Source organism: Bradyrhizobium sp. LHD-71 (assembly GCF_031157255.1).
In the GTDB taxonomy this organism is placed as follows: domain Bacteria; phylum Pseudomonadota; class Alphaproteobacteria; order Rhizobiales; family Xanthobacteraceae; genus P52-10.
In genome coordinates this window covers 101,280-125,521 of sequence record NZ_JAVIFX010000022.1, presented here as the reverse complement: position 1 = coordinate 125,521, position 24,242 = coordinate 101,280, and the positions used below count along the sequence as shown (strand labels likewise).

Genomic DNA, 24,242 nt, shown 5'->3' with positions numbered 1-24,242 from the left:
CCTAGTGCACGTTCGCCGCGCGGGCGATCTTCTCCACCGTGCGCATCCAGCCGTCAGTGTCGCGATCTTCGGGCTGGACCATGATGTGATCGGCGCCGGCATCGCGATAGGCGGCAAGCCTTTCGCCCAGCTCGGCAGGATCCTTACCGTCGAAGCTCGTGCGCAGGGAGATGGTGAAGGTCTTGTCCGGCCGCACCGCGCGCAACCGCTTGATCACCGGCGCCGCCGCCTCCGCAGTGAGCCGCGAGCCATGCCAGCCGTCGCAGAGGTTCGCGGCGCGTTCCAGTGCCTTGTCGGAACTGCCGCCGACCCACAGCGGAATGGGCGCACAAGGCGGAGGCTGCATGCGCATCTCCTCGATCTGCGTCGCCCAGTAGCGCGGTTTGAAGGTCACCGGGTCCTGGCTCCACAGCGCGCGCAGCAGCGCGATGCTCTCGTCGGTGCGCCGGCCGCGCTCGCGGAACGGCACGCCGAGCGCGGAGAATTCCGCTTCGAGCCAGCCGACCCCGACGCCGAAGATGACGCGCCCGTTGCTCAGCGTCTGCAACGTAGCGAGCTGCTTGGCGATCGGCACCGGATGATGCATCGGCAGCACGATCACGCTGGTGCCGAGCTGGACGCGCCTGGTCGCCGCAGCCGCCCAGGCAAGGGTGAGGATCGGCTCCAGGAAGGCGGGCGAGGGCGGATAGGGCGCGCCCTTCGGCAGGATGACGTGCTCGCTCACCCACACGTCGGCAAGCCCAAGTTCCTCGGCCTGCACTGCGGCGCGCGTGATCGCCTCGGGTGTGGCCTTGCGGCCGATATGCGGCAGATGAACACCGATTTGCATCATGGTCCCCGTGTTTCATATGAAGTGGGGCTGGCTGGCCCAGGGAGTACATGCTGCCGCGGCGACCGGACGCCCGCAAGAGGCTGTTACGGAGTGTCCTCATGGGGCCATGTTGCATCGCTCGAGTCAGGAATTGGCCCAAAGCAGACATGCAGGGTCGCCGCTCAAATGTCCGCTCTTTGGGGGCGAGCAGGCGTCAGTTTTATGAGAACCGCGCGCAGTTCGCGTCTTGCGAGCAAGCTCTCACTTGGTGGCAGAGCCGACTAGGCTGCACCTTCTTCGATCAACTGACTGGTCGCCATAATGCGAACCGAGCGGTTCGTGATCAAATCGCTCCATACCCAATGGTGATGCCGGATCACAGCGGCCGCATCTAGGTGAGGCCGATCGCTCACGGTGTGACCATCGCTGACAACAACAACGTGGTAATCGTTTGAGATGGCGGATCGGACAGTTGCATCGACACAGGAGTCAGTCGCCCAACCAGCGATAAGAATCCTATCCGGCTCAACTTGGGAAAGGATCTCTGGCAACGAGGTCCGCACGAATGGATCGTTAAGTGTCTTCTCAATGACCAGATCGTCTCGATCACGGTTTAATTCCGGAAGAAACGACCATCCTTCCGTGCCGCGCTCAAAGCCATCACCCGCTTTGCCGCAGTGCCTGACCCAGATGACCTTGCCGGATTTCTTACGCACCATAGCCGTCAGCAAGTTGATGCGCTGAACCACCGCTTGCAGGTCGTGCTTGGGTGGGCCCTCGCGCAGACCGACTTGCATATCCACCAATATAATAACGTCCATTGGCAGTCCCTGATCGAACGATACATTCCATACCGCCGCTTTCGAATTGGAGCAATTCGGAAGTCCCCCACGTGCCGAGCACGCAGATTGATTAATGTTTGTCCTCGGGGGGCAAAGCAGAAGCGGCGCAGACCAGTCGCGACTTCCGGAAATGACCCATAGCTGACGTGGGCCACGTTGAAACTGTGCTGCTTCGGAAGATGCGCTCCGCGGTTAACCCGAACCGATACGCTTTCTCAGCTCAGGCTTCCGGGCGAGGACGTGGAACAGCCAAGGTACACATCGTTCTGCAGCAAGCAACGCCTCGACCGATGAAACGTAGGTCGCGCCAGAATAGTACTGAACGGGCGTCCATTGCCCACCATCTTCAATGTCCCGCCTGAATTCCTCGAATCCATAGCTGCCATCTGCTTTAGCGAAAAAATCCACGCATCTATCGTGTTCCAAATTTTCGACGCTGACGAAGACGGTCCACGATTTATCGATCCGCTTTGACACGAGGCTCTCTTAATCTCTTGGGCGAAGCAAGCAGCTGCACGTTTCGCGTTAGGTTATCAAAGGCCAAGATCAGTTGTTAGGTTGACTGCTTGTGAAGCGTATAATTCATGACGCGTCGAATTTTGTCCTCCTTACAGTCGGACAGTAGCCTTTGAATGGCATGGTGTTCCTGCCTTTCCATAAGTGAGGAATAATTCCGCAGGCCGGGTGGTGACCGGCTCGGTTGAGCCCAAAGCGGCCACTTCCTGCGACGGAAACGATGTGCTTCCTTAGGCAAAATGCGTTTGGGGATAGGAAATGATCAGGAAAGCAGTCAAGGACGATGAAGCAGCCATTCGGGCATGCGCCGAAAACGCCTATGTCCGCTATGTCGCCGCGATAGGTCGCAAGCCAGCACCTATGGTCGCCGATTTTGCATCGCAAATCGCTGCCGGTCACGCTTACGTGGCGATGGATGGAGATGATGATCTGCAAGGGTTCATCGTGTTCTTTCCGCAAGAGGACCATATGTTTCTTGAGAATGTCGCGGTACAGCCTGCGGCGACGGGGCGCGGGATTGGAAAGTCCCTGGTCCAGTTCTGCGAAGACGAGGCGCGGCGTTTGGGTCTTGGAGCTGTGCATCTCTATACGAATGAAAAGATGACAGATAACCTCGCGATCTATCCTCACCTCGGATACACAGTGGTTGATCGCCGCACGGAGGATGGCTTCAACCGCGTTTTCTTCGAGAAACATTTGGGCTGATCGGAGCCAGGGCGGCTTTGTCCGCAAGCGGCGGCTTATGGGCAGACATCAACCAACCGACCATCCGCGTCGAAACCGACCCGTAGCGGACCGACACATTAGGCCCGTGATTTTACCCTCCCTGCAGTCTTGGCAGGGTGGTCTTGTTCTCGCTGAGGAGCCAAAAGGCGACAGCCGATGAAATGTCTTCGGATATACGCGACCCCAGACGGTGAATCTCACTTTGGTGAAGTTGAAATCCCCATGACGGCAAAGGTGACCGTAGCCCCTGGTGCCAAGCCGTTCCAGGTGTCCAAGCGCTATCCTGCGTCAAGCATGGAGTTTACGCAAATCCCAGCCGGTATGCGACAGGTCGAATGGCACACTGTTCCAGCACGGGTCTTGACTGTCAGACTGACCGGGGCGGTCGAATACGAGACGAGCGACGGCGAAGTGCGGCATGTCTCTGCGGGCGAGTTCGTATTGGTGGAGGACACACACGGAAAGGGCCATCTGTCTCGTCACTCCTCAGACGAGCAGACCGTTCTTTGGATCAGGCTACCCGACGGCCTCGATTTGCCGCCCGCATAGTCCATGGAGCGCTATCTCCCACGACGCTGAAAGTCTGCAAATGGCCCATTGCGGACGCTCATGCAAAATGATCGGATCGTCCGTCTTGGAGCGTAAAGCAGACCTCCAGCGACGCGTCATGAGAAGTGGAGCGGAGACCAGTTAGCGGAGACCCCTGACATGAGCATTGCCGATCCCAACAAGACGATCCTGACGGGCGAGAACCCGTTCATCCGCCTGAGCCCGAAGGACGGCGAGCCGAACTCGACGGACGCGAGCTATTGGCGGATCATCTTTTCGCCGGCGGGTCCCGGCCACGTGCTCTACCTGAAAAGCGAGCTGACGGAGGGGCGCTGGCGCATGTACTCCGACAACATCGCGATGGCGCGGTGGCTGCAGTCGACCGTGCAAGGCATGCTCAATGCCGAGCTGTCCGACACGACGATCCCCTGTGCGGACGCGCAATTCTCCAAGGCCGGTGATCCCCGCTACTTCTGGACCGAGCATGTGAGGTCGCACGGCGAGGACATCTCACTGACCTGGTACGATATCGGCCAGCCGCTGCTCATCCATTCGCAGCCGAACCAGATCCCCGACCGGCGCTACGGCGTCTGCACGGTGTTGCTCCCGGCGCTCGGCACCCGCCTCGTCCGCAACGGCGTCGAGGCCAAGGGCCGATCCTGGCCGCGGGAACGTGAGGGGCGGCCCTTCTCGACGTCGGCGCTGGCGTTTTCGGAGAGCTGGACGGAGGCGGTCTGAGGGGGTGTCGGTCAGAGCGGGCATGGACGCCGAAGGGCATCCGTGCCAGCGCCATCAGCCGCGGCGCGATCCTGACCGGGCGCGTCAGCTGCGAGAACACGGCAACCGCCTGCGACTACCTCCGTATTAGAAGATAGCGACGCGCTCAACACGGATAGCCCGCCGGCTATCCTGAGATGCATCGCACCAAGCACTGCACTCCAACGAGGAGACGCCGCCAACCATTCCCTTCCTATAAGGAGGAGGAGAGGTGGTGGTGGCACCCACCACTAAACGCCGCTTACGCGGCATGATTCGCTGCTAGTCAGCAGCCACACCCGGAGTGAAGTTCCGGGATTTACGATGGTAACTTGAGGTTCACGATTTATGCAGTAATCTGGTCGCAGCTTCGTCTGCGGCGTTCTCGGTGCTCGAAGCGCACTGGCATGTCCCGCCAACATGCATCGCCCGCTGTATCAACGGCAGTTAGCAGTAGGAGGATCGCGGAATGACCGCGTTCGATCCTGCGGCGATGCACGACCTAGCGCTAGTCATCATCGCCGTCACCGGACTTATTCGCGCCGTATGGCCGAACGGTCTGTTTAAGTAAGGCACGCGATCCGCGCGCTTGAATGCCAAATGGAAAGCCCGGTTACTTGCCGGGCTTTTCTTGCGCCATCCGCTTCCTTGTCCCCGTTGACTTAGTTCGAGGCTGTGGGCTTTTGGGAATATGGGGGATTGCTCCCCCATTTATGCCACTGATGTTCGCAATATCTGAGAACATTGCACACAAGTCCCAGTCAGGTCCATCACGGAGCCTACCAAGGAGGCAAGCCGTTTCGCGTTGCGCGCATTAATCGGTCAGCGCAGCCGAACCAGATTCCCGGCCGGCGCTACGGCGTCTGCACGGTCTTGCTCCCGGCACTCGGCACCCGCCTCGTCCGCAACGGCGTCGAGGCCAAGGGCCGATCCTGGCCGCGCGAACGCGAGAGGCGGCCCTTCTCGACCTCGGCGCTGGCCTTCTCGGAAAGCTGGACGGAGGCGGTCTGAGGTGGGAGCTGCCGGTCAGTGGCGGTCTGGTCGCCGAAGGGCATCCGCGCCGACGCCATCCGCTTCGGCGGCGCGGACAACTCGACCCAGCGCTACCGTCGGCGTTGACTCGCCCCAAGACATCGCCAACGTGGCGCTGTTTTTGGCCTCGGATGAATCGCGGAAGGTGAATGGGCGCCGGTCCCGGCAGAGAGCGGGACACAATTGTATTGCTTCCGCACTAACTCGCCTCTCTCCATCGTTGCAGTTTCTCTCAGCGGCGGTAAGATTAGCCGATTCTGATAAAATGATTGCTCGGCAAAGGAAATGGCTAGAGGAAAGCCAGTATCGATTGGGAATATCACCTTTCGCACAAGACAGGAGGGACTCTCTTTTTTCAAAGAAATGCTCTCCAAGTATCGCCCGGAAGATGCTGTCGGCGAGTCAGATTCAATTCATCTGACGGAGCTTTTGAAACGCCATCCGGACTACGCTGAAAAGATCGGCAACGGAATCCATCATTTCGAAGTCATGAGTGCCGATTTCAACACGAAATGCTTCGCAGTAGTCCGGCGCGATGGGACTCGAATCGATTTCTCGTACAAGATCTGCGTGAATACCGAGCCTAGAAAGGCAATCGATGCCCTCGGCCATTCGTGACAATCAGAGGGATTTTATCCTGCGGGTTGTGCGGTGATCGCGCGGGTTTCAGACGAGGATGTAACGTCCTTGGATGCGCTCGTCGCGTCTCTTCAGGGCGATTTCACATCTCTAAGTAAGTTCATTAGATCGCTAGGTCCACCTGCTCCTTGTGGCGATGGCGACGTGGTCATCAGAGGGCATTATCTACCTTTTCGCGGCGGAAAGCCCCGGCTTGGAGAGTTGCTGGACCATATTCGAAGCTATATCTGTAACTTCGCCTTGAGCCGGGCAGAAATACAAGCCGTCCATTCCAGCGTCAATTCGATGTCTGAGCAAGAGAGGCTTCTCGCCTACGTTAAGCTGCGAGACGAGGCGGCCGATTTGTTCATCAGAGCTCAGAGATCGACTCACCGGAATGGCGAATGTGGAGAATTGCTTCTCTATCTCTTCACGGAATGGATTCTTGAGGCACCACAGATACTCGCAAAAATGGCTTTAAAGACGAATGCGTCCATGCCCGTTCACGGCTCCGATGGTATCCATATCAAGTATGATCCAACTTGCGACAGTTTGATCTTCTTCTGGGGCGAAGCAAAGTTGCACTCGACCGTAGGAGGCGCCTTGAGAAGCGCGGTTGAGTCCATCGCTAGCACTCTGAAGTACGACAAACTTAAGGAGGACATCAACCTTGTACGAAGATTCATAACTCTTACTGGCCTTTCGCCAGAGGCGCAGGCGCGAGTTGTCGAGTATCTCGATCCTCTCAGCTCCAACTATGACAAGAAAATCGATGCCTCGACTTGTCTGATCGGCTTCGATTTTAGGGGATTTCAGCGGCTAGCAAAGGTTGCTGCAGCAGATCTTGAGGCCGCATTTTGCGAACTGCTGAGAGCTGAACTCGCAACCGCTTCGAAGACATTGGAGGGTTTGCTCAAATCACAAAAGATCACGCACCATCGGATGGAGGTTTTCTTCCTCCCGGTAGAGTCAGTCGATGGTCTGAGAATCGAATGGCAGAACAAGATCGGGTGGAAGCATGATTGACGCGCTTATAGAGCGAGTATGGTCAAATCCTGCGCTTTCTGCTGCGCTTGCCACTTTGGAGAAAAATTGGATCGCGCGTTCGGCAGGGATCGAAGCACCCTCGCCGGGTATCGAAGCCAATAGTGTGAGGAGGTATGTAGAGGCTGCGGCAATTCTCGCGTGCTCTGAACGTACCGATCAGCGGCTTGCCGCCTATCGAATCGCAACGTATGCGCACGAACTGTTCCGGGATCAACTGGACGGGCTCGACGCGGCCGTCCGCGCTGTTCTTACGCGACTGGGCAACTTTCCGGGCATTGCGACAACGGTGTCCATTGCCTCAGCTCTAGAGAGAAGTCCGTGGGCGATAGCGGGCGAGGAACTGCGGCGTCGGAGCGGAAATGAAGTTCCAATCGGCGGTCAAATGCTTGCCTTGACGGATTTTCAGAAGGCGCTCTGGAATTCCCTAACGACCGGAGGTTCGCTGGCGATCTCGGCGCCGACATCCACCGGAAAGTCCTTCGTGCTCCAGGCTTTCATCTCTAAAGAATTCGCAACCCGTCCGGGCTTCTCCGCCTGCTATGTGGTGCCCACGCGAGCCCTTATTGCTCAGGTTCATACCGATCTTTCGATGGCATTATTGCACGCGGGTGCTGGTCAAGTGGAGGTTGTCACAGTTCCGCCTGAAGAAGATGAGGTGCTTCCGGAAAAAGCAGCATTTGTTCTCACGCAGGAACGCCTGCAGATCTTGCTGAAGAACCATCCCCAGAAATCGATGAACTTCCTTGTTATTGACGAAGCGCATTCCATTCAGGACGGCGATCGCGGTATTATACTTCAAACGGCGATAGACGAGCTATTGGCTCGGAATCCAGCGACACAGCTTCTATTTGCTAGTCCGACTGTGTCAAATCTCAATGTCTTTGGCGAAATGACCGGACGACTGGACGTCGTGCCGCAATCTACGGATCAACTCGCCGTCTCTCAGAATTTCATCGACGTAGAAGTTACGTCGGCCAGTCGAGGTGATGTTAAAATCTTCGCGCGAGACGGCGCGTCTCGCCGTGAAGTTGGTGCCATCAGGATAGGGCAGACGCTTGCATCGAGAGTTGATTGCCTTGTTCACGTTGCTCATCGTTTCGGTTCGGAAAAGCAATCAATCGTTTTCGCTGATGGCCAAGCCGATGCCGAAAAGCTCGCGATACAAATCTCCGAACTCCGTTCTATGGATGGAAAGCACGAGCCTTCAGCGGCCTTGCAGGAGTTGTCGGAGTTGGCAAAAGAAGCCGTTCATCCGAAGTATTCTATGGCCATGACCGCGCAGAATGGCGTTGGATTCCATTATGGAAATATACCGACGATTCTGCGAAATGCAGTAGAACAAGCATTCATTTCCGGAGACCTCCGATACTTAGTGTGCACCAGTACTTTGTTGGCTGGGGTGAATTTGCCAGCCCAGAACATTTTCATGCACAGCCCTCACCGAAAGAAGGGTGTGGCACTAGATTCTATCGATTTCTGGAACCTCTCCGGTAGAGCCGGTCGACTCAGAAAAGAGTTTCAGGGCAATATTTATTTGATCAACTATGAAAAATGGGATGCTCAGCCACTTTCAGGGCCACGACTCTGTGAAATTGTGCCCGCGATCAAAAGCACTATCAACGCTAAGATGGAAGACTTGGAAGCGGTGATCGTAGGTAGCCGCACTGCGCCGCGCGGTTCGGACTCGGGGCTGGACACGGTTTTTGTTCGCCTTCTCTCCGATTTCAAGAGCGGGAGAATCCAGGCAACCCTTGATCGTGCGGATATTACAGTCAACCGACCCGAGAGAAAGCGTTTGGAGGATGCTCTCTCGCAGGCTGACAAGGTGGTTACTCTTCCGCCAGAAGTGCTGAGCTCGTCGCCCACAATATCAGCTCACCGGCAGCAGCAACTGTTCAGCATATTTGCTGAAGCGATATCAGTTCGGGGCGAGCGCGCCGCGCGAGAGTTTCTGCTCGCTCACCCGCGCGAGACGGACGCCTTTGCGTCGTATGTAAATGCGTTATCGCTCTGCCATCGGACGATATTGCCGAAGCGGGGTTCGGATCGCCAGAACCGGTTTTTTGCGACCATGCTACTGAAGTGGATGCAAGGCATTTCCATCCCCGAACTCGTCGAGGATCGGATCAGATTCAATAGAGATGCTTCGATAGCTACAAGCATTCGCGGCACGTTGGATCTGGTCGAGACTGAGCTTCGGTTCAATTACGTCCGAACGTTTGGTTGTTATTCGGCAGTGCTTGCCGAGGCGTTGCGGGCTGCCGGTCTAGCGGATCTTTTAAGGAGCCTGCCTTCAATACCGCTGTATCTTGAGGTAGGGGCCTCCGACAAAACCATGATAAGTCTCATTTCATTGGGGCTGTCGAGATTGGCGGCCAAACGCTTAACCAACATCTGCCCAGTAAAGACATACAATGTAGTTGATGCGCGCGCATGGCTTGGACGTCAAGATTTAGAGATTCTAGGTTTTTCCTCGCATATCAAACGAGAAGTCGAACGAGTTCTGAGCAGTAGATCAATCGCTAGCTGAGCAACACCGTTTGATCTGCCGCCACCCAGCCAGCGGCTGAGAATGGCCGTAATTTTCACGGCGCCGAGAAGTGGGATAATGAACACCGAACTTAAGCTGAAAGAAATGTTCGCACAGAAGGTGGTGGCCAGTCCGGAATCTGCGAACTTCAACGACAAGCCCATTACCGAACCGTCTGCAGATTGCTTTGGTCTTGATCCCTTCGCGCAAGCACTCGCGAATGCCATCCTAGGCATTCGATCACCCGAAGGAACGGTAATCGCGCTCAACGGGCCATGGGGTTCGGGTAAGAGCAGCGCCGTGAATCTTATCCTGCACCATCTTAACGGGCGCGTCGAGGCGGGGGAGATCGGAGTCGTGAACTTCGCGTGCTGGTGGTTTCGCGGCGAAGAGGCATTAACGCTCGCCTTCTTTCGCGAACTGTATGCGGGGCTTGGACCCACCTTGGGTGAACGCTTTACAAGCGTGCTGCCGAAACTAGGCGCACGGTTGATGCGCGCCGGTAGCGTGGTCGGCCCCGGTATTGATGCTGTCGGTGGGCTCGGACTCGGGTCGGTGGCGGCTGGTGCGATGAACTGGTTGTCCGATCTGATTCCGCAGGAGGAGACCATCGAGAGGCTGCACGCCGATCTCATCAAGGCGCTCAGCGAGCAAACGAAGCGCTTTCTCATCGTGATCGATGACATCGACCGCCTCGCGCCGGATGAAGCGCTGCTGATCTTTCGGCTGGTGAAGTCTGTGGGACGGTTACCCAATGTGGTTTATTTGATGGTCTTTGACCGCCAACTTGCCGACGCGATCGTAGCTGAGCGGTATCCCTCGGAGGGTGCGCATTACCTGGAAAAGATCATCCAGGCAGGCTTCGATATCCCGGAACCGCGGCAGGGCGATCTTACACGCCAACTGTTGGAAAAGATCGACGCCCTGTGCGGCGAGCCAATCGATGATGATGGCGTCCGCTTTATGAACATCGTTTATGGTGTGATAGCGCCGTTGGTGAAAACACCGCGCGATCTTTTGAGGGTGATGAACGCCCTATCGGTATCGTGGCCGGCGATTGGCCACGAGCTAAACACCGCTGACTTCATTGCTATTGAGACGCTTCGCGTTTTGCGTCCGGAGATCTACCGCGCATTGCGCCGCACCAAAAAACTGCTCTGCGGTACCGGTCGTGATCTCACGGCGGATGCCAAGTCGAGCGAGTCAGCCGAGTATGACCGTGAATTGCTAGGATCGATCGCTGAGCCGCAGAGGCCCGCGATGCGCCGCGCCCTTCGCCGGATTTTTCCGTTACTCGATAGTGTTTGGTCCAATATGCACTACTCCAGCGATCGTGAATGGGCGCGCGGGCGCCAAGTGTGTTCGGAGACCCATTTCGACAGCTACTTTCGATTCGCGTTGGGTGAAGAGGCGGTTCCTCGGGATGAAATCGGTGAGTTAATCAACCGCGCCGGTGATCGCGAATTTATCAAATCGAAACTGCGGGACGCGCTTCAAGAAGTTCGGTCGGACGGAACGACGCGAGCGGCATTGCTTTTGGAGGAACTTAATCTCCATGCCGATAGCGTGTTGGAGGAACACGTTAGCTCGGTTTTGGCCGCGCTGTTCGAAATAGGTGACGAACTGGATGTGGAAAGTGACAGCGATAAGGCCTTCAAACTTGCAAGCAATAACGTTCGCATCCACTGGGTTCTTCGACGACTTATTCTTGAGCGGTTCGATCTGCCGTCACGATCGGCCATGCTTGTCGCCGCATGCCGATCAGCGTCGCTGGCCTGGTTTGTCGGTCTCGCGGAGGACGCATATCGCGACTACTACCCGCGCCCGGGAAATCCGCCAGAGCGTGAAGAGCAGTGTCTGACGACAGAGGCGGATGCGTTGGAACTTCGCAAGCGATCGCTGGAGCGCATTCGAGTGGCAGCCGCGGCCGGGCATTTGGCGGACAACGGACAACTTCCGTATCTAATGTATCGCTGGCGCGATTTGGCGGAAGATGATGGGCGGGAGGTCAAAGAATGGGCGACGGCTCAGCTTTCTGATGACGCGATGGTGGTGCGTTTTGCCAAGGCGTTCACATTCTATTCATGGTCGCAAAGTGTGGGATTCAGTGGTCTCGGCGATGCGGTGGCCAAGCGCAACACTCGCGCGAGCGTGCAGTCGCTCGGCGAGGTGATGGATAAAGAACGCCTTCGCGCGCGAGTAAAAGAACTTGCCACCACGGGGGGTCTGCCTGCGGCGGATCAACAAGCGGTCCAGGAATTTCTAGACGCGTGGAAGCGCCATGACGAAAACCCAGGCCGAGCATAGCGAGTCCGATTGGGATTCAAGGTCCTCTTCGGCGCGTGGCTGCGGGCTCCTTCTCGACGGCTGCTGGCGAGCGACCAAACGCGTCCTTTCTTTGCCCCTCTTCACCCCCCGAAATCCCTCATACCCGCCGCCCCCTTAGACCCGTTCCAATCGTCATCGTCTCCGTGTAGCCTTGTGGAAAGCCTGCGGATGCAATGGTCCGCCCCGCGAAACGACGGGCCGTCGCAGGCCGCAGGAAACACCACGGGAAACACGTTCATAATGTCCGATATCCAATACGTTGCCCCGCGCACCCTCGATGAGGCGATCGGCGCCTATGCCGCGGCCGGGAGTGCCGCGCGCATTCTGGCTGGCGGTACGGATCTATTGGTGCAGATGCGCTCCGGCGCGGTGAAGCCGGGGCTGATCGTCGATATCAAGAAGATCGGCGAAATGACGGCGATCGAGGAAACCAAGGACGGCGGCTTTCGTGTCGGCGCCGCGGTCTCCGGCATGGCGCTGCACGACCATCCGCGCTTCGGCAAGGTCTGGCCCGGTGTGCTCGAGGCGATCAATCTGATCGGCTCCAAGCAGGTGCAGGGCCGCGCGTCCGCGGGCGGCAACCTCTGCAACGCCTCGCCCGCCGGCGACAGCGTGCCGGCCCTCGTCGCTGCCGGCGCCGTCGTCACCGTCGCCGGCCCGCAAGGCCGCCGCGAGCTGAAGGTGGAGGAGGTGCCCGCCGGCCCCGGCCGCACAAACCTCAAGCCCGGCGAGATCGTCGTCGCCTTCACGCTGCTGCCGCGTCCGAAGGGCGCATCCGATGCTTACCTGCGCATGATCCCGCGCACGGAGATGGACATCGCCGTCGTCGGCTGCGGCGTCAACCTGACGATGAAGGGCGGCGTCTGCACCGATGCCCGCGTCGGGCTCGGCGCCGTCGCGCCCACCGTGCTGCTGGTGGAGGCCGCGGCCAAGGCGCTGATCGGCTCGAAGCTGGATGAGAAAGCGCTCGAAGCTGCGGCGCGCGCCTGCAGCGCCGCCTGCCGTCCGATCGACGACAAGCGCGGCACCATCGTCTACCGCACGAAAGTCGCCGGCGTGCTGCTCAGGCGCGCGACCGCCATTGCCGCCAAGCGCGCGCAGGAGCGGTGATGATGTCCTCATCCCAACGCGCCGTCATTGCGAGAAGCGCAGCGACGAAGCAATCCAGCGCGCGCGAAGCGCGCAAACGAAAAAGCGCGGACGTTGCGGCGATTCAGTGTTTCTTTGGCGCGCCTGCCGGCGCGCGGCTGGATTGCTTCGCTTCGCTCGCAATGACGACTCCGAATCAACTCCGAATTGTGGTGCAATAGCTCATGGCAAAACTGCACGTCTCTACCACCATCAACGGCGAGCCGATGGAATTCCTCTGCGAGCCGAACGACACCATGCTCGATGCGCTGCGTGGTCCCCTGGGGCTCACCGGCTCCAAGGAAGGCTGCGCCTCCGGCGATTGCGGCGCCTGCAGCATCACGGTCGACGATCAGCTCGTCTGCTCCTGCCTGATGCTCGCCGCGGAAGCGGATGGCCACGAGCTGCGCACCATCGAAGGCATGGCCCAGGGCGAGAAGCTGCATCCGCTGCAGCAGAAGTTTCTGGAGCAGGCCGCGCTCCAGTGCGGCATCTGCACCTCCGGCATGCTGGTCGCATCCGACGCGCTGCTGCGCAGGAATCCGAACCCCACCGAGGAAGAGGTCCGCTTCTGGCTCGCCGGCAATCTCTGCCGGTGCACCGGCTACGACAAGATTGTCCGCGCTGTGATGGAAACCGCGGCAGAAATGCGGGAGGCAGCACAATGAACGTCGTCACCAACAACAAGTGGATCGGCCAGAGCACCATTCGCCCGGATGGCGTCGACAAGGTCACCGGCCGCGCGGCGTTCGCCGCCGACACCACCATGCCCGGCATGATCTGGGGCAAGGTGCTGCGCTCGCCGCATCCGCACGCGCGCATCCGCGGCATCGACACCTCGAAGGCGGAAGCGCTGCCGGGCGTGAAGGCGGTGGTCACCGCGAAAGACATCGTCGAGTTTCCGGTCGACAAGTCGGTGATGCTCGGCATCCAGGACATGCGCTGGATGTGCCGCAACGTGATGGCGCGCGAGAAGGCGCTGTTTCCCGGCCACCCGGTCGCCGCCGTCGCCGCCACCAGCGAGGCGATCGCCGCGAAAGCCTGCGAGCTGATCGAGGTGGATTACGAGGTGCTGCCGTGGTCGATCGAGATCGAGGACGCGATCAAGCCGGATGCACCGATCCTGCACGAGTTCAACACCTTTGAGGGCAAGCCGTCGAACATCGCCGGCAAGATGGAGCTGAAGAAGGGCGACGTCGCCGAGGGCTTCGCCAGGGCCGAGGTCGTGGTCGAGCGCACCTTCACCACGCGCGCGGTGCACCAGGGCTACATCGAGCCGCATGCCTGCCTGATCGGCGTCGGCGCCGACGGCAAGACCACAATCTGGAGCTCGAGCCAGGGCCAGTTCATGGTGCGGGCGATGACGTCGCTGCTCACCGGCATCCCGCAGAGCGACATCCGCGCGATTCCCGCCGAGATCGGCGGCGGCTTCGGCGGCAAGACCATCGTCTATCTGGAGCCGCTGGCGACGATGCTCGCCAAGAAATCCGGCCGTCCGGTGAAGATGGTGATGACCCGCGAGGAGGTGATGCGGGCCACGGGGCCGACCTCGGCCTCGACCAGCACGGTGAAGATCGGCGCCACGAAAGACGGTAAGATCGTCGCCGCGCAAGGCACGTTCTATCTGCAGGCCGGCGCGTTTCCGGGCTCGCCGATTCGCGGCGCTGCCGGCTGCTCGTTCTCGCCCTACGACATCCCGCACGTCCTCTCGATCGGTTACGACGTGCTGTCGAACCGCTCGAAGGTCGCGGCCTATCGCGCGCCCGGCGCGCCGATCGGCGCCTTCGCCGTCGAGTGCGTGCTCGATGAGCTCGCCGAGGCGCTGAAGATCGATCCCCTGGCGCTGCGGCTGAAGAACGCGGCGAAAGAGGGGACCAAGGCGTCGCATGGCCCGGTCTATCCGCGCATCGGCTACGTCGAGACGGTGGAAGCGGCCATGAACAGCGAGCACTATAAGGCGCCGCTCGGCAAGCTGCAGGGCCGCGGCGTCGCCTCGGGCTTCTGGTTCAACGCCGGGGGCGAATCCAGCGCGCAGGTCAACATCACCGAGGACGGCAACGTGGTGGTCACCACCGGCCATCCGGATATCGGCGGCTCGCGTGCCGCGATTGCAAACGTCTGCGCCGAACTGCTGGGCATCGATTATCGCCGCGTCTCGGTGATCATCGGCGACACGCAGACCGTCGGCTTCTCCAACCTGACCGGCGGCAGCCGCGTGCTGTTCGCCTCCGCCATGGTGGTGACGCAGGCGACCGAGCAGGTCATCGCAACGCTCTGCAAGCGCGCGGCGAAGATCTGGGAGATCGATCCGGAGGCGGTCACCTGGGAGGAGGGCGCAGCGCGGCCGGCCGGCGCCAACGCCGGCAAATTCCCGCCGCTCACCCTGAAGGAGCTCGCCGACAAGGCGCCGGCGCTGGGCGGGCCGGTGGGCGCCAGCGTCCAGCTCAACACCCAGGGCGCGGAAGGCGGCTTCGGCACGCACGTCTGCGACGTGGAGGTCGACGTCGACCTCGGCATCGTCCGCGTCGTCCGCTACACCGCCGTGCAGGATGTCGGCCGCGCCGTGCATCCGGGTTACGTCGAAGGCCAGCTCCAGGGCGGCGTCGGCCAGGGCATCGGCTGGGCGCTCAGCGAGGAATACATCTACAACAAGGACGGCAAGGTCGATAACCCGGGCTTCCTCGACTACCGCATGCCGGTCTGCTCCGACCTGCCGATGATCGACACCATCCTCGTCGAAGTGCCAAACCCGAAGCACCCGCAAGGCGTCAAAGGCGTCGGCGAAGTGCCGTTGGTCCCGGTGATGGCCGCAGTCGCCAACGCCGTCCACAACGCGCTGGGCAAACGCTTCTACGCCCTGCCGATGTCCCCGCCCAAGGTTCTCGAAGCCCTGGAAGTCGCACAAGCGGCGGAGTGAGGGGGCGCCCAGGGGCGCGCTGCGCGCGTGCCCCGAGCGTCATTGCGAGCGAAGCGAAGCAATCCAGCCGCGCGAAGCGCGCAAAAAGCGCGGCATCCACGTCTGGCTCAGACTGGATTGCTTCGTCGCTCCGCTGCTCGCAATGACGGTCGGGTTGTTCTCTGTGAGCAACCCCCAACCGTCATTGCGAGCGAAGCGAAGCAATCCAGACTGAGGCGGCCGCATGTTCGGCCGCGGCCGTTCTGGATTGCCGCGCCGCTACGCGGCTCGCAATGACGGCGGGGGCCGTCTCAGTGCGCAACCCCCAATCGTCATTGCGAGCGGAGCGAAGCAATCCAGCCGCGCGAAGCGCGCAAAAAAAGCGGCATTCGCGTCCGGCTCAGCCTGGATTGCCGCGTCGCTTTGCTCCTCGCAATGACGCTAAATCAGTGTCTCGTAGAGGTCGTTCCAGTCCGGATTCAAGCTTTCGATCAACGCCAGCTTGCTGGCGCGGCTGCCGGCCTTGATCTGCTTTTCTCGCGTGATCGCGGCGATCATGTCCTCATGCAGCTCGTACCAGACGAGCATCTTGCAGCCGTACTTTGCCGAGAACCCTTTGATCTTTCCCTCGCGGTGCTGGAAGGCCCGCGCCGGCAGGTCAGCCGTAACGCCCGTGTACAGCGTCCCGTTGCGTCGGCTCGCCACGATGTACACGCAGGGTTCTTTCATTGTCGTTCGCAACACATTCAGCGCGTTTGCAAGACTTCGGCAGCTTAGCACACTCCGTCATTGCGAGCGTAGCGAAGCAATCCAGCCGCGCGGAGCGCGCAAAAAAGCGCGGCATCCGCGTTTGGCTCAGCCTGGATTGCCGCGCCGCCATAGGCGAGCGAAGCGACGCCGTTCTCCGAACGGCGATGGCTCGCAATGACGGTGGCGTCCGTCTCCATGCGCAACCCCCACCGTCATTGCGAGCGTAGCGAAGCAATCCAGCCGCGCGAAGCGCGCAAAAAGCGCAGCGTCCGCGTTTGGCTCAGCCTGGATTGCCGCGCCGCTTCGCGGCTCGCAATGACGGTTAGGTTGTTCTCCATGCGCAACCCCCACCGTCATTGCGAGCGTAGCGAAGCAATCCAGCCGCGCGAAGCGCGCAAAAAAAACGCGGCATCCGCGTCCGGTTCAGACTGGATTGCCGCGCCGCCATAGGCGAGCGAAGCGACGCCGTTCTCCGAACGGCTATGGCTCGCAATGACGGCTGGGTAACCGCCTTGCACCGCCACCCACCCCTCCTTGCCACCCCGTGCCTCGGCCACCATATGTGACGCCCGAGGTCCCCCATGCTTGATTTCACCAGCGATACCTTCAACGACAATTCATCCGACGACGTCAGCCGGCCGCAGGCCGCTGATATGCCGCCTTCGAGCGACGCCGCGTTGCTTGATGCCTATTCGCGCGCCGTGATCGATGTCACCGAGCGCGTTGGGCCGGCTGTGGTGCGGGTCGAGACCGGCTCCCGCGGTAATAACGGGCGCGAGCGCGGCGGGCTTGGCTCGGGCATCGTCATCTCGCCCGATGGATTGGTGCTGACCAACAGCCACGTGGTCGGCAAATCGAAGGAGATCCGGCTGCGCAGCAACGAGGGCTTCGTCACCGACGCGCGCATTCTCGGCACCGATCCCGACACCGACCTGGCGCTGCTGCGCGCGGACTCTGTGCGTGACCTCAGCTACGCCTCGCTCGGCAATTCGAAGACGCTGAAGCGCGGCCAGCTCGTGGTCGCGATCGGCAATCCGCTCGGCTTCGAATCGACGGTGACCACCGGCGTCGTGTCGGCGCTCGGCCGCTCGATCCGCGCCGTGAGCGGCCGCATGATCGAAGACGTGATCCAGACCGATGCGGCGCTGAACCCGGGCAATTCCGGCGGGCCGCTGGTGTCGTCCGCAGGGCAGGTGATCGGCATCAACACCGCGATCATCAACGGCGCCCAGGGCATCTGCTTTGCGGTCGCCAGCAACACCGCGCAGTTCGTGCTGTCGGAGATCATCCGCCACGGCTATGTCCGCCGCGCCTATATCGGCGTCGCAGCCCAGACCGCACCGGTCCCGCGCCGGCATGCGGTGACGGCCGGCATCGCCAACAAGCAGGGCGCGCTTCTGATGCAGCTCGAGCCGAACGGCCCGGCGTCACAGGCGGGCCTGTTGCCGGGCGACGTGGTGATCAGCCTCGACGGCGTCGCGGTCAACGGCGTCGACGACCTGATCCGTCTGCTCGACCGCGACCGCATCAACCGCACCCTCGAGCTCGAGATCCTGCGCCTCGGCCGCGTCCGCGCAATGACCATCCACCCGCAGGAGCGCAAGCAGGCGGCGTAAGGCATTGCGGGCGAGGCCCGTAGCCCGCATGAGCGAAGCGACATGCGGGGACGCTCGGTGGAGAGTCAGACCCGGGGTCGCTTCGCTCGCCCGGGCTGCGGTTCTGCGTAGCCCGAAGGGCGGAGCGGGTTCCAAAGCCTTACAGTTTCCACCATACTGCCTTGCTGCGGCCAAAGGGCGGTGACCCTTTTTATGCAGATATCCGCGGAAGGATTCGTAGTTTTTTACCGCGCCAGGCCAACCGTCGGAGCGCCAAAAATGCAGCCCACACCGGCTCAACAGCTTAATCCGCAGGTGAGTCCGCACACTGATCCGCACGACGACATCGTCGCCATCCTGCGCAACGGCACCTCGCGGCCGACGCTCGATCCGTCGGAGCTGCGCGTCGATCGCGCCGATCGCCCGGCTGCGGCCGCGCCCGCGCCGGCAGTTGAGCCGGAGCTGCGCCCGGCGCGGTCGAACGACAATCGCACGCTGAAGGCGCCCGCCGCCGGGCCGCGCCGCGGCAACCGTTTCCTGCGCTTCCTGCTGACCGTGTGCTTCGGCGTTGCCGTGACCGTCGGCTGGCAGTCCTATGGCGAGGCGGCGCGGCGGTGGCTCGTCACCCAGGTGCCGCAGCTCGCTGCGATCCTGCCGGTGGAAACGCCGAGCGAGACCGTGAGCGAACAGGCCGGCACTGCGCCCGCTGAAGCCACAGAAGAGGCGGCCGCGCCTGAACAGGCAGCCGCGGCCACCGATACCGCCGCGGCCGCTCCGCCGGCAGCATCCGCGCCGGCAGAGAGTGCCGCGCCCGTGCAGGCCGCCGCGCCGCCGCCTGACCTGACGCCGGCTATCGAAGGCATGTCGCGCGAGATCGTCTCCCTGCGCGAGACGATCGAGGAGCTGAAGACGAGCCAGCAGCAGATGGGCCGCGAGCTCGCCAAGGCCGTGGAAAAGATCGGCGAGCAGGAGACGCGCCGCAGGACCGCGGCGCCTACGCCCACCCCGCGTCCGGCCGCTCAACCGACGCGCAGCCCGGCGCCGCCACCACCGCCGCCGCAAGCCGTCGCCCGGCCGCAACCGCTGATGCCGCCCCCGCCGTCATCCACCTATTCGCCGGGCCAGCCCTACATCCCCTCATCGCCCCGTCCGCCGGCGACGCTGCCGTAACGCGAAGAGCGTAGCCCGGCTCCGCCGGGGCAACGCGCAGCGACACAGCTCGTCATTGCGAGGCATAGCCGTTCGAAGAACGGCGTCGCTTCGCTCGCCTATGGCGACGCGGCAATCCAGCTCGGCGATTGCCGCGAAACCCACCGCCGTCATTTGCGAGGAGCGAAGCGACGAAGCAATCCAGTACAGCGGTTGCGTCAGGCTCAGACTGGATTGCTTCGCTGCGCTCGCAATGACGGAGGATGCCCAGTCCTCGCCATTCACCTGTGCACGTTGTGAACAGGATGCTCACAGGCAATTCGTTTTTTCCGAAATTATTCTTGCCTTCATTCCTATCCGCAATACGATGCACCCGTCCCGCTCCAACGGAAGGGCGCGTCGCGGTCGTCTTATCGATGCGGAGCGGGATGCGGTGGCCGTTACGATGCCGGGCCTTGGAAAGCGCCGGAGAAATCCGTGTGATGCCTGAGGTGACAAGACGCCGGTACGACGGACGGACGGTCCAAGTGCATGTCCGGGCGACAGTTCGCACGAACCGGGCGAAGCCAGCGAAAGTGGCGAGGCCTGGGGACATGCAGCAAGCCGTGCAAGAACCATCGCGTGCGGAGCGCAGGCGTTGAGCTGCCTCCGTGGCATTTGTTTTTGCCATGTGCTTGCCAAGAGCACATGGCGCCGCAGGCGCGGTGAAACGCCCTTGCGTTCCGCACAGCCCTTTCGGGCAAGGGAAGGCACAAGACGACCGGCAAGCCTCAGGCCGGACAGGAACAGGGGGCGATGAGTCGCGCGTGCTGGGCTGTTTGACAATTGAATAGACACTCCGTCATTGCGAGGAGCAAAGCGACGAAGCAATCCAGTCTGCGGTTGCCGCGACCTCAGACTGGATTGCTTCGCTTCGCTCGCAATGACGGTGCCCACCTCAACTCGGCGGGTTGAACGGCTGCGAGATCTCCACAAACGCGGGCAGCGCCTCGCATCGGGTGGCGTGTGCGGTAAGGGCGGGGAGCCGCTGCTCGCTGAAGGCATCCGGATGTACCTCGCGGATGAAGCGCAGCGCGCAGGCCACCGCAATGTCGGGGTGGCCGATGGTCGTGCCGAACCAGTAGGGCGTCGTCACCGCCGACCGCGCTTTCTCCAGCACATCGAGCACGTCGGCGATCTGCGTGCGGCAGCGCTCGCTCCATTGCTGCGAGGTCTCCTTGTGCAGCGCGCGTTCGTAGAACAGGCTCACCGCCTTGTCGGCGAGGCCGGTGCCGAGCGCGCATATCTTCAGCGCCTTGCGCCGCGGATCGCCGGAGGCGGCGATCATCGCCTTCACCGGGCCGACGCGCTCATCGAGATAGTCGAGAATCGCCGTGCTCTCGATCAGCGCCTCGTCAGTGTCGAGCACCAGCGTCGGCACGCGGCGCAGCGGATTGAAGGGCGCGATCTTGTCGGCGTCGCCGAACGTCGACCACGGCCGGTGCTCGAAGGTGAATCCGTAAAGCGTAAGCGCAATGCCGACACGGCGGACGAACGGTGAGTCATACTGGCCAATCAGGATCATGATGTGCTCCTTGGATCGCTGGCCAGCACCCCGGCAATGGCCTTGCGCCAGCCTTGCAGTTTGCGCGTGCGCGTCGGCTCGCTCATCGCCGGCCGGAAGCGCCGTTCCAGCCGCCAGTTGTCGGCGAAGCGCGCGGGCTCGGGAAACACGCCGGCGCTGAGTCCCGCAAGGTAGGCGGCGCCGAGCGCGGTCGTCTCCTGGATCTCGGGACGATCCACCGGCGCGTCGAGCAGGTCGGCGAGGCGCTGCATGGTCCAGTCCGACGCGGTCATGCCGCCGTCGACGCGCAGCACCGGGCTCGTGGTGCCGCCGTCCGGCCAGTCCGCGCGCATCGCCGCCCACAGGTCGTAGGTCTGGTAGCACACGCTCTCCAGCGCCGCCTTCGCAAGCTCCTTCGGGCCGGTGTTGCGCGTGAGCCCGAACAGTGCGCCGCGCACGTCGGGATTCCAGTAGGGCGCACCGAGGCCGACGAAGGCGGGCACGAGGTAGACGTCCTGGGCGCTGTCGGCGGCTTCCGCGAGCGGTCCGGTCTCCGACGCCTGGCGGATCAGGCCGAGGCCGTCGCGCAGCCACTGCACCGCGGAGCCGGCGACGAAGATCGAGCCTTCGAGCGCGTAGGTGCGCTTTCCGTCGAGCTGATAGGCGACGGTGGTAAGCAGCTTGTTGTTCGAGACGACGGGCTTGGCGCCGGTGTTGAGCAGCGCGAAGCAGCCGGTGCCGTAGGTCGATTTCATCATGCCGGGCGTGAAGCAGGCCTGGCCGATGGTCGCCGCCTGCTGGTCGCCGGCGATGCCGCGGATCGCGATCGATCCGCCGAACAGCCCGGTTTCGCCGAACAGCGCGGCCGAGTCCTTCACTTCCGGCAGCATTACGCGCGGCACGCGCAGGATCTTCAACAGCTCGTCGTCCCAGTCGCCGGTGTGGATGTTGAACAGCAGCGTGCGCGAGGCATTGGTGGCGTCGGTGACGTGCACCTTGCCGCCGGTGAGCCGCCAGACGAGGTACGTGTCGACGGTGCCGAACATCAATTCGCCGCGCTCGGCGCGGGCGCGTGCGCCCGGCACGTGGTCGAGGATCCAGGCGACCTTGGTGCCGGAGAAATACGGATCGATGATCAACCCGCTGCGCGCCGAGATTGCGCCCTCATGGCCGTCCGCCTTCAGCCTTGCGCAGATGTCGGCCGTGCGCCGGTCCTGCCAGACGATGGCGCGGTGCACGGCGGTGCCGGTGGTGCGGTCCCACACCAGCGTCGTCTCGCGCTGGTTGGTGATGCCGATCGCGGCGATGTCGGCGGCGCTCGCCCGGGCCCGGCGCAGCGCCTCGCGGCAGGTGGCGAGCGTCGAGGTCCAGATGTCCTCCGGCTCGTGCTCGACCCAGCCCGATGCCGGGAAGTGCTGCGGAAACTCCTGCTGGGCGACGGCCGCGATCGAGATGTCGTCGCGAAACACGATCGCCCGCGATGACGTGGTGCCCTGATCGATAGCGAGGACGAATGGCATGGACAGATCTCAGCGAACTCACTTGACGTTGATGTGCGAGGCAGGGCCCACGCCGTCATTGCGAGCGAAGCGAAGCAATCCAGTGCTGAGGCTGCTGCAAATGCCGCGCTGGATTGCCGCGCCGCTTCGCGGCTCGCAATGACGGTGATGTCGCAATGACGGGGTCACGCCGCCTGCTGCGCTTCCTTCTTCTCGTCGCGCAGGGCGCGGCGGAGGATCTTGCCGACGTTGGTCTTCGGCAGCTCGGTGCGGAATTCGATGTGCTTCGGCACCTTGTAGTTCGTGAGCTGCGTGCCGGCGAACTTGATGACGTCGTCGGCGGTGAGGTTCGGGTCCTTCTTGACGATGAACGCCTTCACTGCCTCCGTCGATTTCGCATCCGGCACGCCGATCACCGCGCATTCGAGCACGCCCGGGTGGCTTGCGATCACGTCTTCGACTTCGTTCGGATAGACGTTGAAGCCGGAGACGATGATCATGTCCTTCTTGCGATCGACGATCCTGACGAAGCCGTCCGGCGCCATCACGCCGATGTCGCCGGTGCGGAAGAAGCCGTCGGCGGTCGTCACCTGCGCGGTCTCCTCCGGCCGGTTCCAGTAGCCCGCCATCACCTGCGGGCCCTTGGCGCAGATCTCGCCCGGCTGGCCGAGCGGCACTTCCTTGCCGTCGTCGTCGCGGATGGAGATGTAGGTCGAGGGCAGGGGAATGCCGATCGAGCCGGTATATTCGCGCGAGTTGCCCGGATTGCAGGTCAGCACCGGCGAGGTCTCCGACAGGCCGTAGCCTTCGATGATCGGTGCGCCGGTGAGCTTCATCCAGTTCTCGGCGACGGCCTTCTGCACCGCCATGCCGCCGCCGTTCGCGGCAACGAGCTTGGAGAAGTCGATGTCCTTGAATTCGGGGTGCTGCATCAGCGCGTTGTAGAGCGTGTTGACTGCGGGGAAGCTGCCGACCTGGTACTTCTTCAGCTCCTTGATGAACGCCGGGATGTCGCGCGGGTTCGGGATCAAGAGGTTGCAGCCGCCGGCGCGCATCGCCAGCAGGAAGCAGGCGGTGAGCGCGAAGATGTGGTAGAGCGGCAGCGCGCAGACGATCATGATCTGCTCGTCCTTCGGCTTGCCCTCCAGCGCCGGCTGCAGCCACGCATCGTTCTGCAGCACGTTGGCGATGATGTTGCGGTGGAGCAGCGTTGCGCCCTTCGACACGCCGGTGGTGCCGCCGGTGTACTGCAGGAACGCGACGTCGTCGCCGGTCAGCATGGGCTTCTTCAGCGTCATGCCGCGCCCTTGCAAAAGCGCGGTGTTGAACGGCACCGCCTGCGGCAGCGAGAAGGCAGGCACCATCTTCTTGACCCGCCGCACCACGAAATTGACGATCATGCCCTTGAAGCCGAGCAGGTCGCCCATGGTGGCGAGGATGACGTGCTTGATCTGCGTCTTGCCGATCACCTGCTGCAGCGTGGTGGCGAAGTTCTCGACGATGATGATGGCTTCGGCGCCGGAGTCCTTGAGCTGGTGCTCGAGCTCGCGCGGGGTGTAGAGCGGGTTGACGTTGACCACGGTGTAGCCGGCGCGCAGGACGGCTGCCGACGCGACCGGGTTCTGCAGGATGTTCGGCAGCATGATGGCGACGCGCGCGCCTTTCGCCAGGCCCTTGCTCTGCAGGTAGGCGCCGAGCGCGAGAGACATCTCGTCGAGCTCACGGAAGGTGATCGCCTTGTCCATGCAGATGAACGCCTTGCGGTCGGCGTACGTCCTGAAGCTTTCCTCGAGCAGGTCGGGCAGCGACGCATATTGCGTCGGATCGATGTCGGCGGGCACGCCGGCCGGATACTTCTTGAGCCAGATGCGGTCCATACCTTGGGTCATGTGTCTCCCTCTCGAGTCCTGCGCATGATCTGTGGCTC

At 61.9% G+C, this 24,242-nt stretch carries 19 protein-coding genes; 11 read left to right on the top strand and 8 right to left on the bottom strand.

Going from position 1 to position 24,242, the window contains the following annotated elements:
* Position 1: 1 nt before the first annotated feature.
* The 3 genes from RCO31_RS23435 to RCO31_RS23425 all read right to left on the bottom strand — a co-directional run bounded on the left by RCO31_RS23435 (position 2) and on the right by RCO31_RS23425 (position 2,130).
* Positions 2-829, bottom strand: coding sequence for a TIGR03619 family F420-dependent LLM class oxidoreductase (locus RCO31_RS23435; protein ID WP_308970925.1), 828 nt, complete (start codon positions 827-829; stop codon positions 2-4).
* Positions 830-1,092: 263 nt separating this feature from the next.
* Positions 1,093-1,632 carry an isochorismatase family protein gene (locus RCO31_RS23430; RefSeq protein WP_308970924.1) on the bottom strand — a complete coding sequence of 180 codons (540 nt, stop codon included), beginning with the start codon at positions 1,630-1,632 and terminating at the stop codon, positions 1,093-1,095.
* 213 nt (positions 1,633-1,845) lie between these two features.
* Positions 1,846-2,130, bottom strand: a complete 285-nt coding sequence (locus RCO31_RS23425) for a hypothetical protein (RefSeq protein ID WP_308970923.1) — start codon at positions 2,128-2,130, stop codon at positions 1,846-1,848.
* A 297-nt stretch (positions 2,131-2,427) separates the two neighbouring features.
* Here RCO31_RS23425 and RCO31_RS23420 point away from each other — a divergent pair, with 297 nt between their 5' ends.
* The 9 genes from RCO31_RS23420 (at position 2,428) to RCO31_RS23380 (ending at position 15,800) form a co-directional block, all read left to right on the top strand.
* On the top strand, positions 2,428-2,874 hold the full coding sequence (locus tag RCO31_RS23420) for a GNAT family N-acetyltransferase (RefSeq protein WP_308970922.1): 447 nt from the start codon (positions 2,428-2,430) through the stop codon (positions 2,872-2,874).
* Positions 2,875-3,603: 729 nt separating this feature from the next.
* Positions 3,604-4,182 carry a hypothetical protein gene (locus RCO31_RS23415; RefSeq protein ID WP_308970921.1) on the top strand — a complete coding sequence of 193 codons (579 nt, stop codon included), beginning with the start codon at positions 3,604-3,606 and terminating at the stop codon, positions 4,180-4,182.
* A gap of 1,335 nt (positions 4,183-5,517) precedes the next feature.
* A complete protein-coding gene (locus RCO31_RS23410; RefSeq protein WP_308970920.1) occupies positions 5,518-5,850 on the top strand; it encodes a DCL family protein in 333 nt (110 codons plus the stop codon).
* 69 nt (positions 5,851-5,919) lie between these two features.
* Entirely contained in the window at positions 5,920-6,876 is a 957-nt protein-coding gene (locus tag RCO31_RS23405) for a DUF1837 domain-containing protein (RefSeq protein ID WP_308970919.1), read from the top strand.
* Complete coding sequence (locus RCO31_RS23400) at positions 6,869-9,427, top strand: DEAD/DEAH box helicase (RefSeq protein ID WP_308970918.1); 2,559 nt, start codon at positions 6,869-6,871, stop codon at positions 9,425-9,427. Before RCO31_RS23405 ends, RCO31_RS23400 begins: the two co-directional genes overlap by 8 nt.
* Before the next feature lie 78 nt (positions 9,428-9,505).
* Positions 9,506-11,734, top strand: coding sequence for a P-loop NTPase fold protein (locus tag RCO31_RS23395; protein ID WP_308970917.1), 2,229 nt, complete (start codon positions 9,506-9,508; stop codon positions 11,732-11,734).
* 270 nt (positions 11,735-12,004) lie between these two features.
* The gene (locus RCO31_RS23390; protein ID WP_308970946.1) at positions 12,005-12,865 is read left to right on the top strand and encodes a xanthine dehydrogenase family protein subunit M; all 861 of its coding nucleotides are present in this window, start codon (positions 12,005-12,007) and stop codon (positions 12,863-12,865) included.
* 203 nt (positions 12,866-13,068) lie between these two features.
* Entirely contained in the window at positions 13,069-13,551 is a 483-nt protein-coding gene (locus RCO31_RS23385; RefSeq protein WP_308970916.1) for a 2Fe-2S iron-sulfur cluster-binding protein, read from the top strand.
* Positions 13,548-15,800, top strand: a complete 2,253-nt coding sequence (locus RCO31_RS23380; RefSeq protein WP_308970915.1) for a xanthine dehydrogenase family protein molybdopterin-binding subunit — start codon at positions 13,548-13,550, stop codon at positions 15,798-15,800. The genes RCO31_RS23385 and RCO31_RS23380 overlap by 4 nt, the downstream gene beginning before the upstream one ends.
* A gap of 420 nt (positions 15,801-16,220) precedes the next feature.
* Here RCO31_RS23380 and RCO31_RS23375 read toward each other — a convergent pair whose 3' ends face one another.
* Both RCO31_RS23375 and RCO31_RS23370 read right to left on the bottom strand, forming a co-directional pair.
* Positions 16,221-16,508 (bottom strand): GIY-YIG nuclease family protein, encoded by a 288-nt coding sequence (locus RCO31_RS23375; protein WP_308970914.1) that lies wholly within the window; start codon positions 16,506-16,508, stop codon positions 16,221-16,223.
* A gap of 374 nt (positions 16,509-16,882) precedes the next feature.
* Complete coding sequence (locus RCO31_RS23370; RefSeq protein WP_308970913.1) at positions 16,883-17,089, bottom strand: hypothetical protein; 207 nt, start codon at positions 17,087-17,089, stop codon at positions 16,883-16,885.
* 21 nt (positions 17,090-17,110) lie between these two features.
* Between RCO31_RS23370 and RCO31_RS23365 the strand changes: the two genes are divergently transcribed.
* Both RCO31_RS23365 and RCO31_RS23360 read left to right on the top strand, forming a co-directional pair.
* Positions 17,111-18,145: a trypsin-like peptidase domain-containing protein gene (locus RCO31_RS23365; RefSeq protein ID WP_308970912.1), complete on the top strand. Its 1,035-nt coding sequence runs from the start codon at positions 17,111-17,113 to the stop codon at positions 18,143-18,145.
* A 258-nt stretch (positions 18,146-18,403) separates the two neighbouring features.
* Positions 18,404-19,294: a hypothetical protein gene (locus tag RCO31_RS23360; protein ID WP_308970911.1), complete on the top strand. Its 891-nt coding sequence runs from the start codon at positions 18,404-18,406 to the stop codon at positions 19,292-19,294.
* Positions 19,295-20,210: 916 nt separating this feature from the next.
* On the opposite strand, the gene RCO31_RS23355 is transcribed toward RCO31_RS23360, so the two are convergent.
* From RCO31_RS23355 to RCO31_RS23345, 3 genes are all read right to left on the bottom strand, one after another.
* A complete protein-coding gene (locus tag RCO31_RS23355; protein ID WP_308970910.1) occupies positions 20,211-20,837 on the bottom strand; it encodes a glutathione S-transferase family protein in 627 nt (208 codons plus the stop codon).
* Positions 20,834-22,336 carry a glycerol kinase GlpK gene (gene glpK / locus RCO31_RS23350; protein WP_308970909.1) on the bottom strand — a complete coding sequence of 501 codons (1,503 nt, stop codon included), beginning with the start codon at positions 22,334-22,336 and terminating at the stop codon, positions 20,834-20,836. The genes RCO31_RS23355 and glpK overlap by 4 nt, the downstream gene beginning before the upstream one ends.
* Positions 22,337-22,500: 164 nt before the next feature.
* Positions 22,501-24,192, bottom strand: coding sequence for a long-chain fatty acid--CoA ligase (locus RCO31_RS23345; protein WP_308970945.1), 1,692 nt, complete (start codon positions 24,190-24,192; stop codon positions 22,501-22,503).
* Between the last annotated feature and the right edge of the window lie 50 nt (positions 24,193-24,242).

Excerpts from the sequence above, each read along its gene's own strand:
- RCO31_RS23435 (WP_308970925.1), bottom strand. The coding sequence starts at position 829 with ATGCAAATCGGTGTTCATCTGCCGCATATCGGCCGCAAGGCCACACCC.
- RCO31_RS23430 (WP_308970924.1), bottom strand. The coding sequence starts at position 1,632 with ATGGACGTTATTATATTGGTGGATATGCAAGTCGGTCTGCGCGAGGGC.
- RCO31_RS23420 (WP_308970922.1), top strand. The coding sequence starts at position 2,428 with ATGATCAGGAAAGCAGTCAAGGACGATGAAGCAGCCATTCGGGCATGC.
- RCO31_RS23415 (WP_308970921.1), top strand. The coding sequence starts at position 3,604 with ATGAGCATTGCCGATCCCAACAAGACGATCCTGACGGGCGAGAACCCG.
- RCO31_RS23410 (WP_308970920.1), top strand. The coding sequence starts at position 5,518 with ATGGCTAGAGGAAAGCCAGTATCGATTGGGAATATCACCTTTCGCACA.
- RCO31_RS23400 (WP_308970918.1), top strand. The coding sequence starts at position 6,869 with ATGATTGACGCGCTTATAGAGCGAGTATGGTCAAATCCTGCGCTTTCT.
- RCO31_RS23395 (WP_308970917.1), top strand. The coding sequence starts at position 9,506 with ATGAACACCGAACTTAAGCTGAAAGAAATGTTCGCACAGAAGGTGGTG.
- RCO31_RS23385 (WP_308970916.1), top strand. The coding sequence starts at position 13,069 with ATGGCAAAACTGCACGTCTCTACCACCATCAACGGCGAGCCGATGGAA.
- RCO31_RS23380 (WP_308970915.1), top strand. The coding sequence starts at position 13,548 with ATGAACGTCGTCACCAACAACAAGTGGATCGGCCAGAGCACCATTCGC.
- RCO31_RS23375 (WP_308970914.1), bottom strand. The coding sequence starts at position 16,508 with ATGAAAGAACCCTGCGTGTACATCGTGGCGAGCCGACGCAACGGGACG.
- RCO31_RS23370 (WP_308970913.1), bottom strand. The coding sequence starts at position 17,089 with ATGGTGGCCGAGGCACGGGGTGGCAAGGAGGGGTGGGTGGCGGTGCAA.
- RCO31_RS23365 (WP_308970912.1), top strand. The coding sequence starts at position 17,111 with ATGCTTGATTTCACCAGCGATACCTTCAACGACAATTCATCCGACGAC.
- RCO31_RS23360 (WP_308970911.1), top strand. The coding sequence starts at position 18,404 with ATGCAGCCCACACCGGCTCAACAGCTTAATCCGCAGGTGAGTCCGCAC.
- RCO31_RS23355 (WP_308970910.1), bottom strand. The coding sequence starts at position 20,837 with ATGATCCTGATTGGCCAGTATGACTCACCGTTCGTCCGCCGTGTCGGC.
- glpK (WP_308970909.1), bottom strand. The coding sequence starts at position 22,336 with ATGCCATTCGTCCTCGCTATCGATCAGGGCACCACGTCATCGCGGGCG.
- RCO31_RS23345 (WP_308970945.1), bottom strand. The coding sequence starts at position 24,192 with ATGGACCGCATCTGGCTCAAGAAGTATCCGGCCGGCGTGCCCGCCGAC.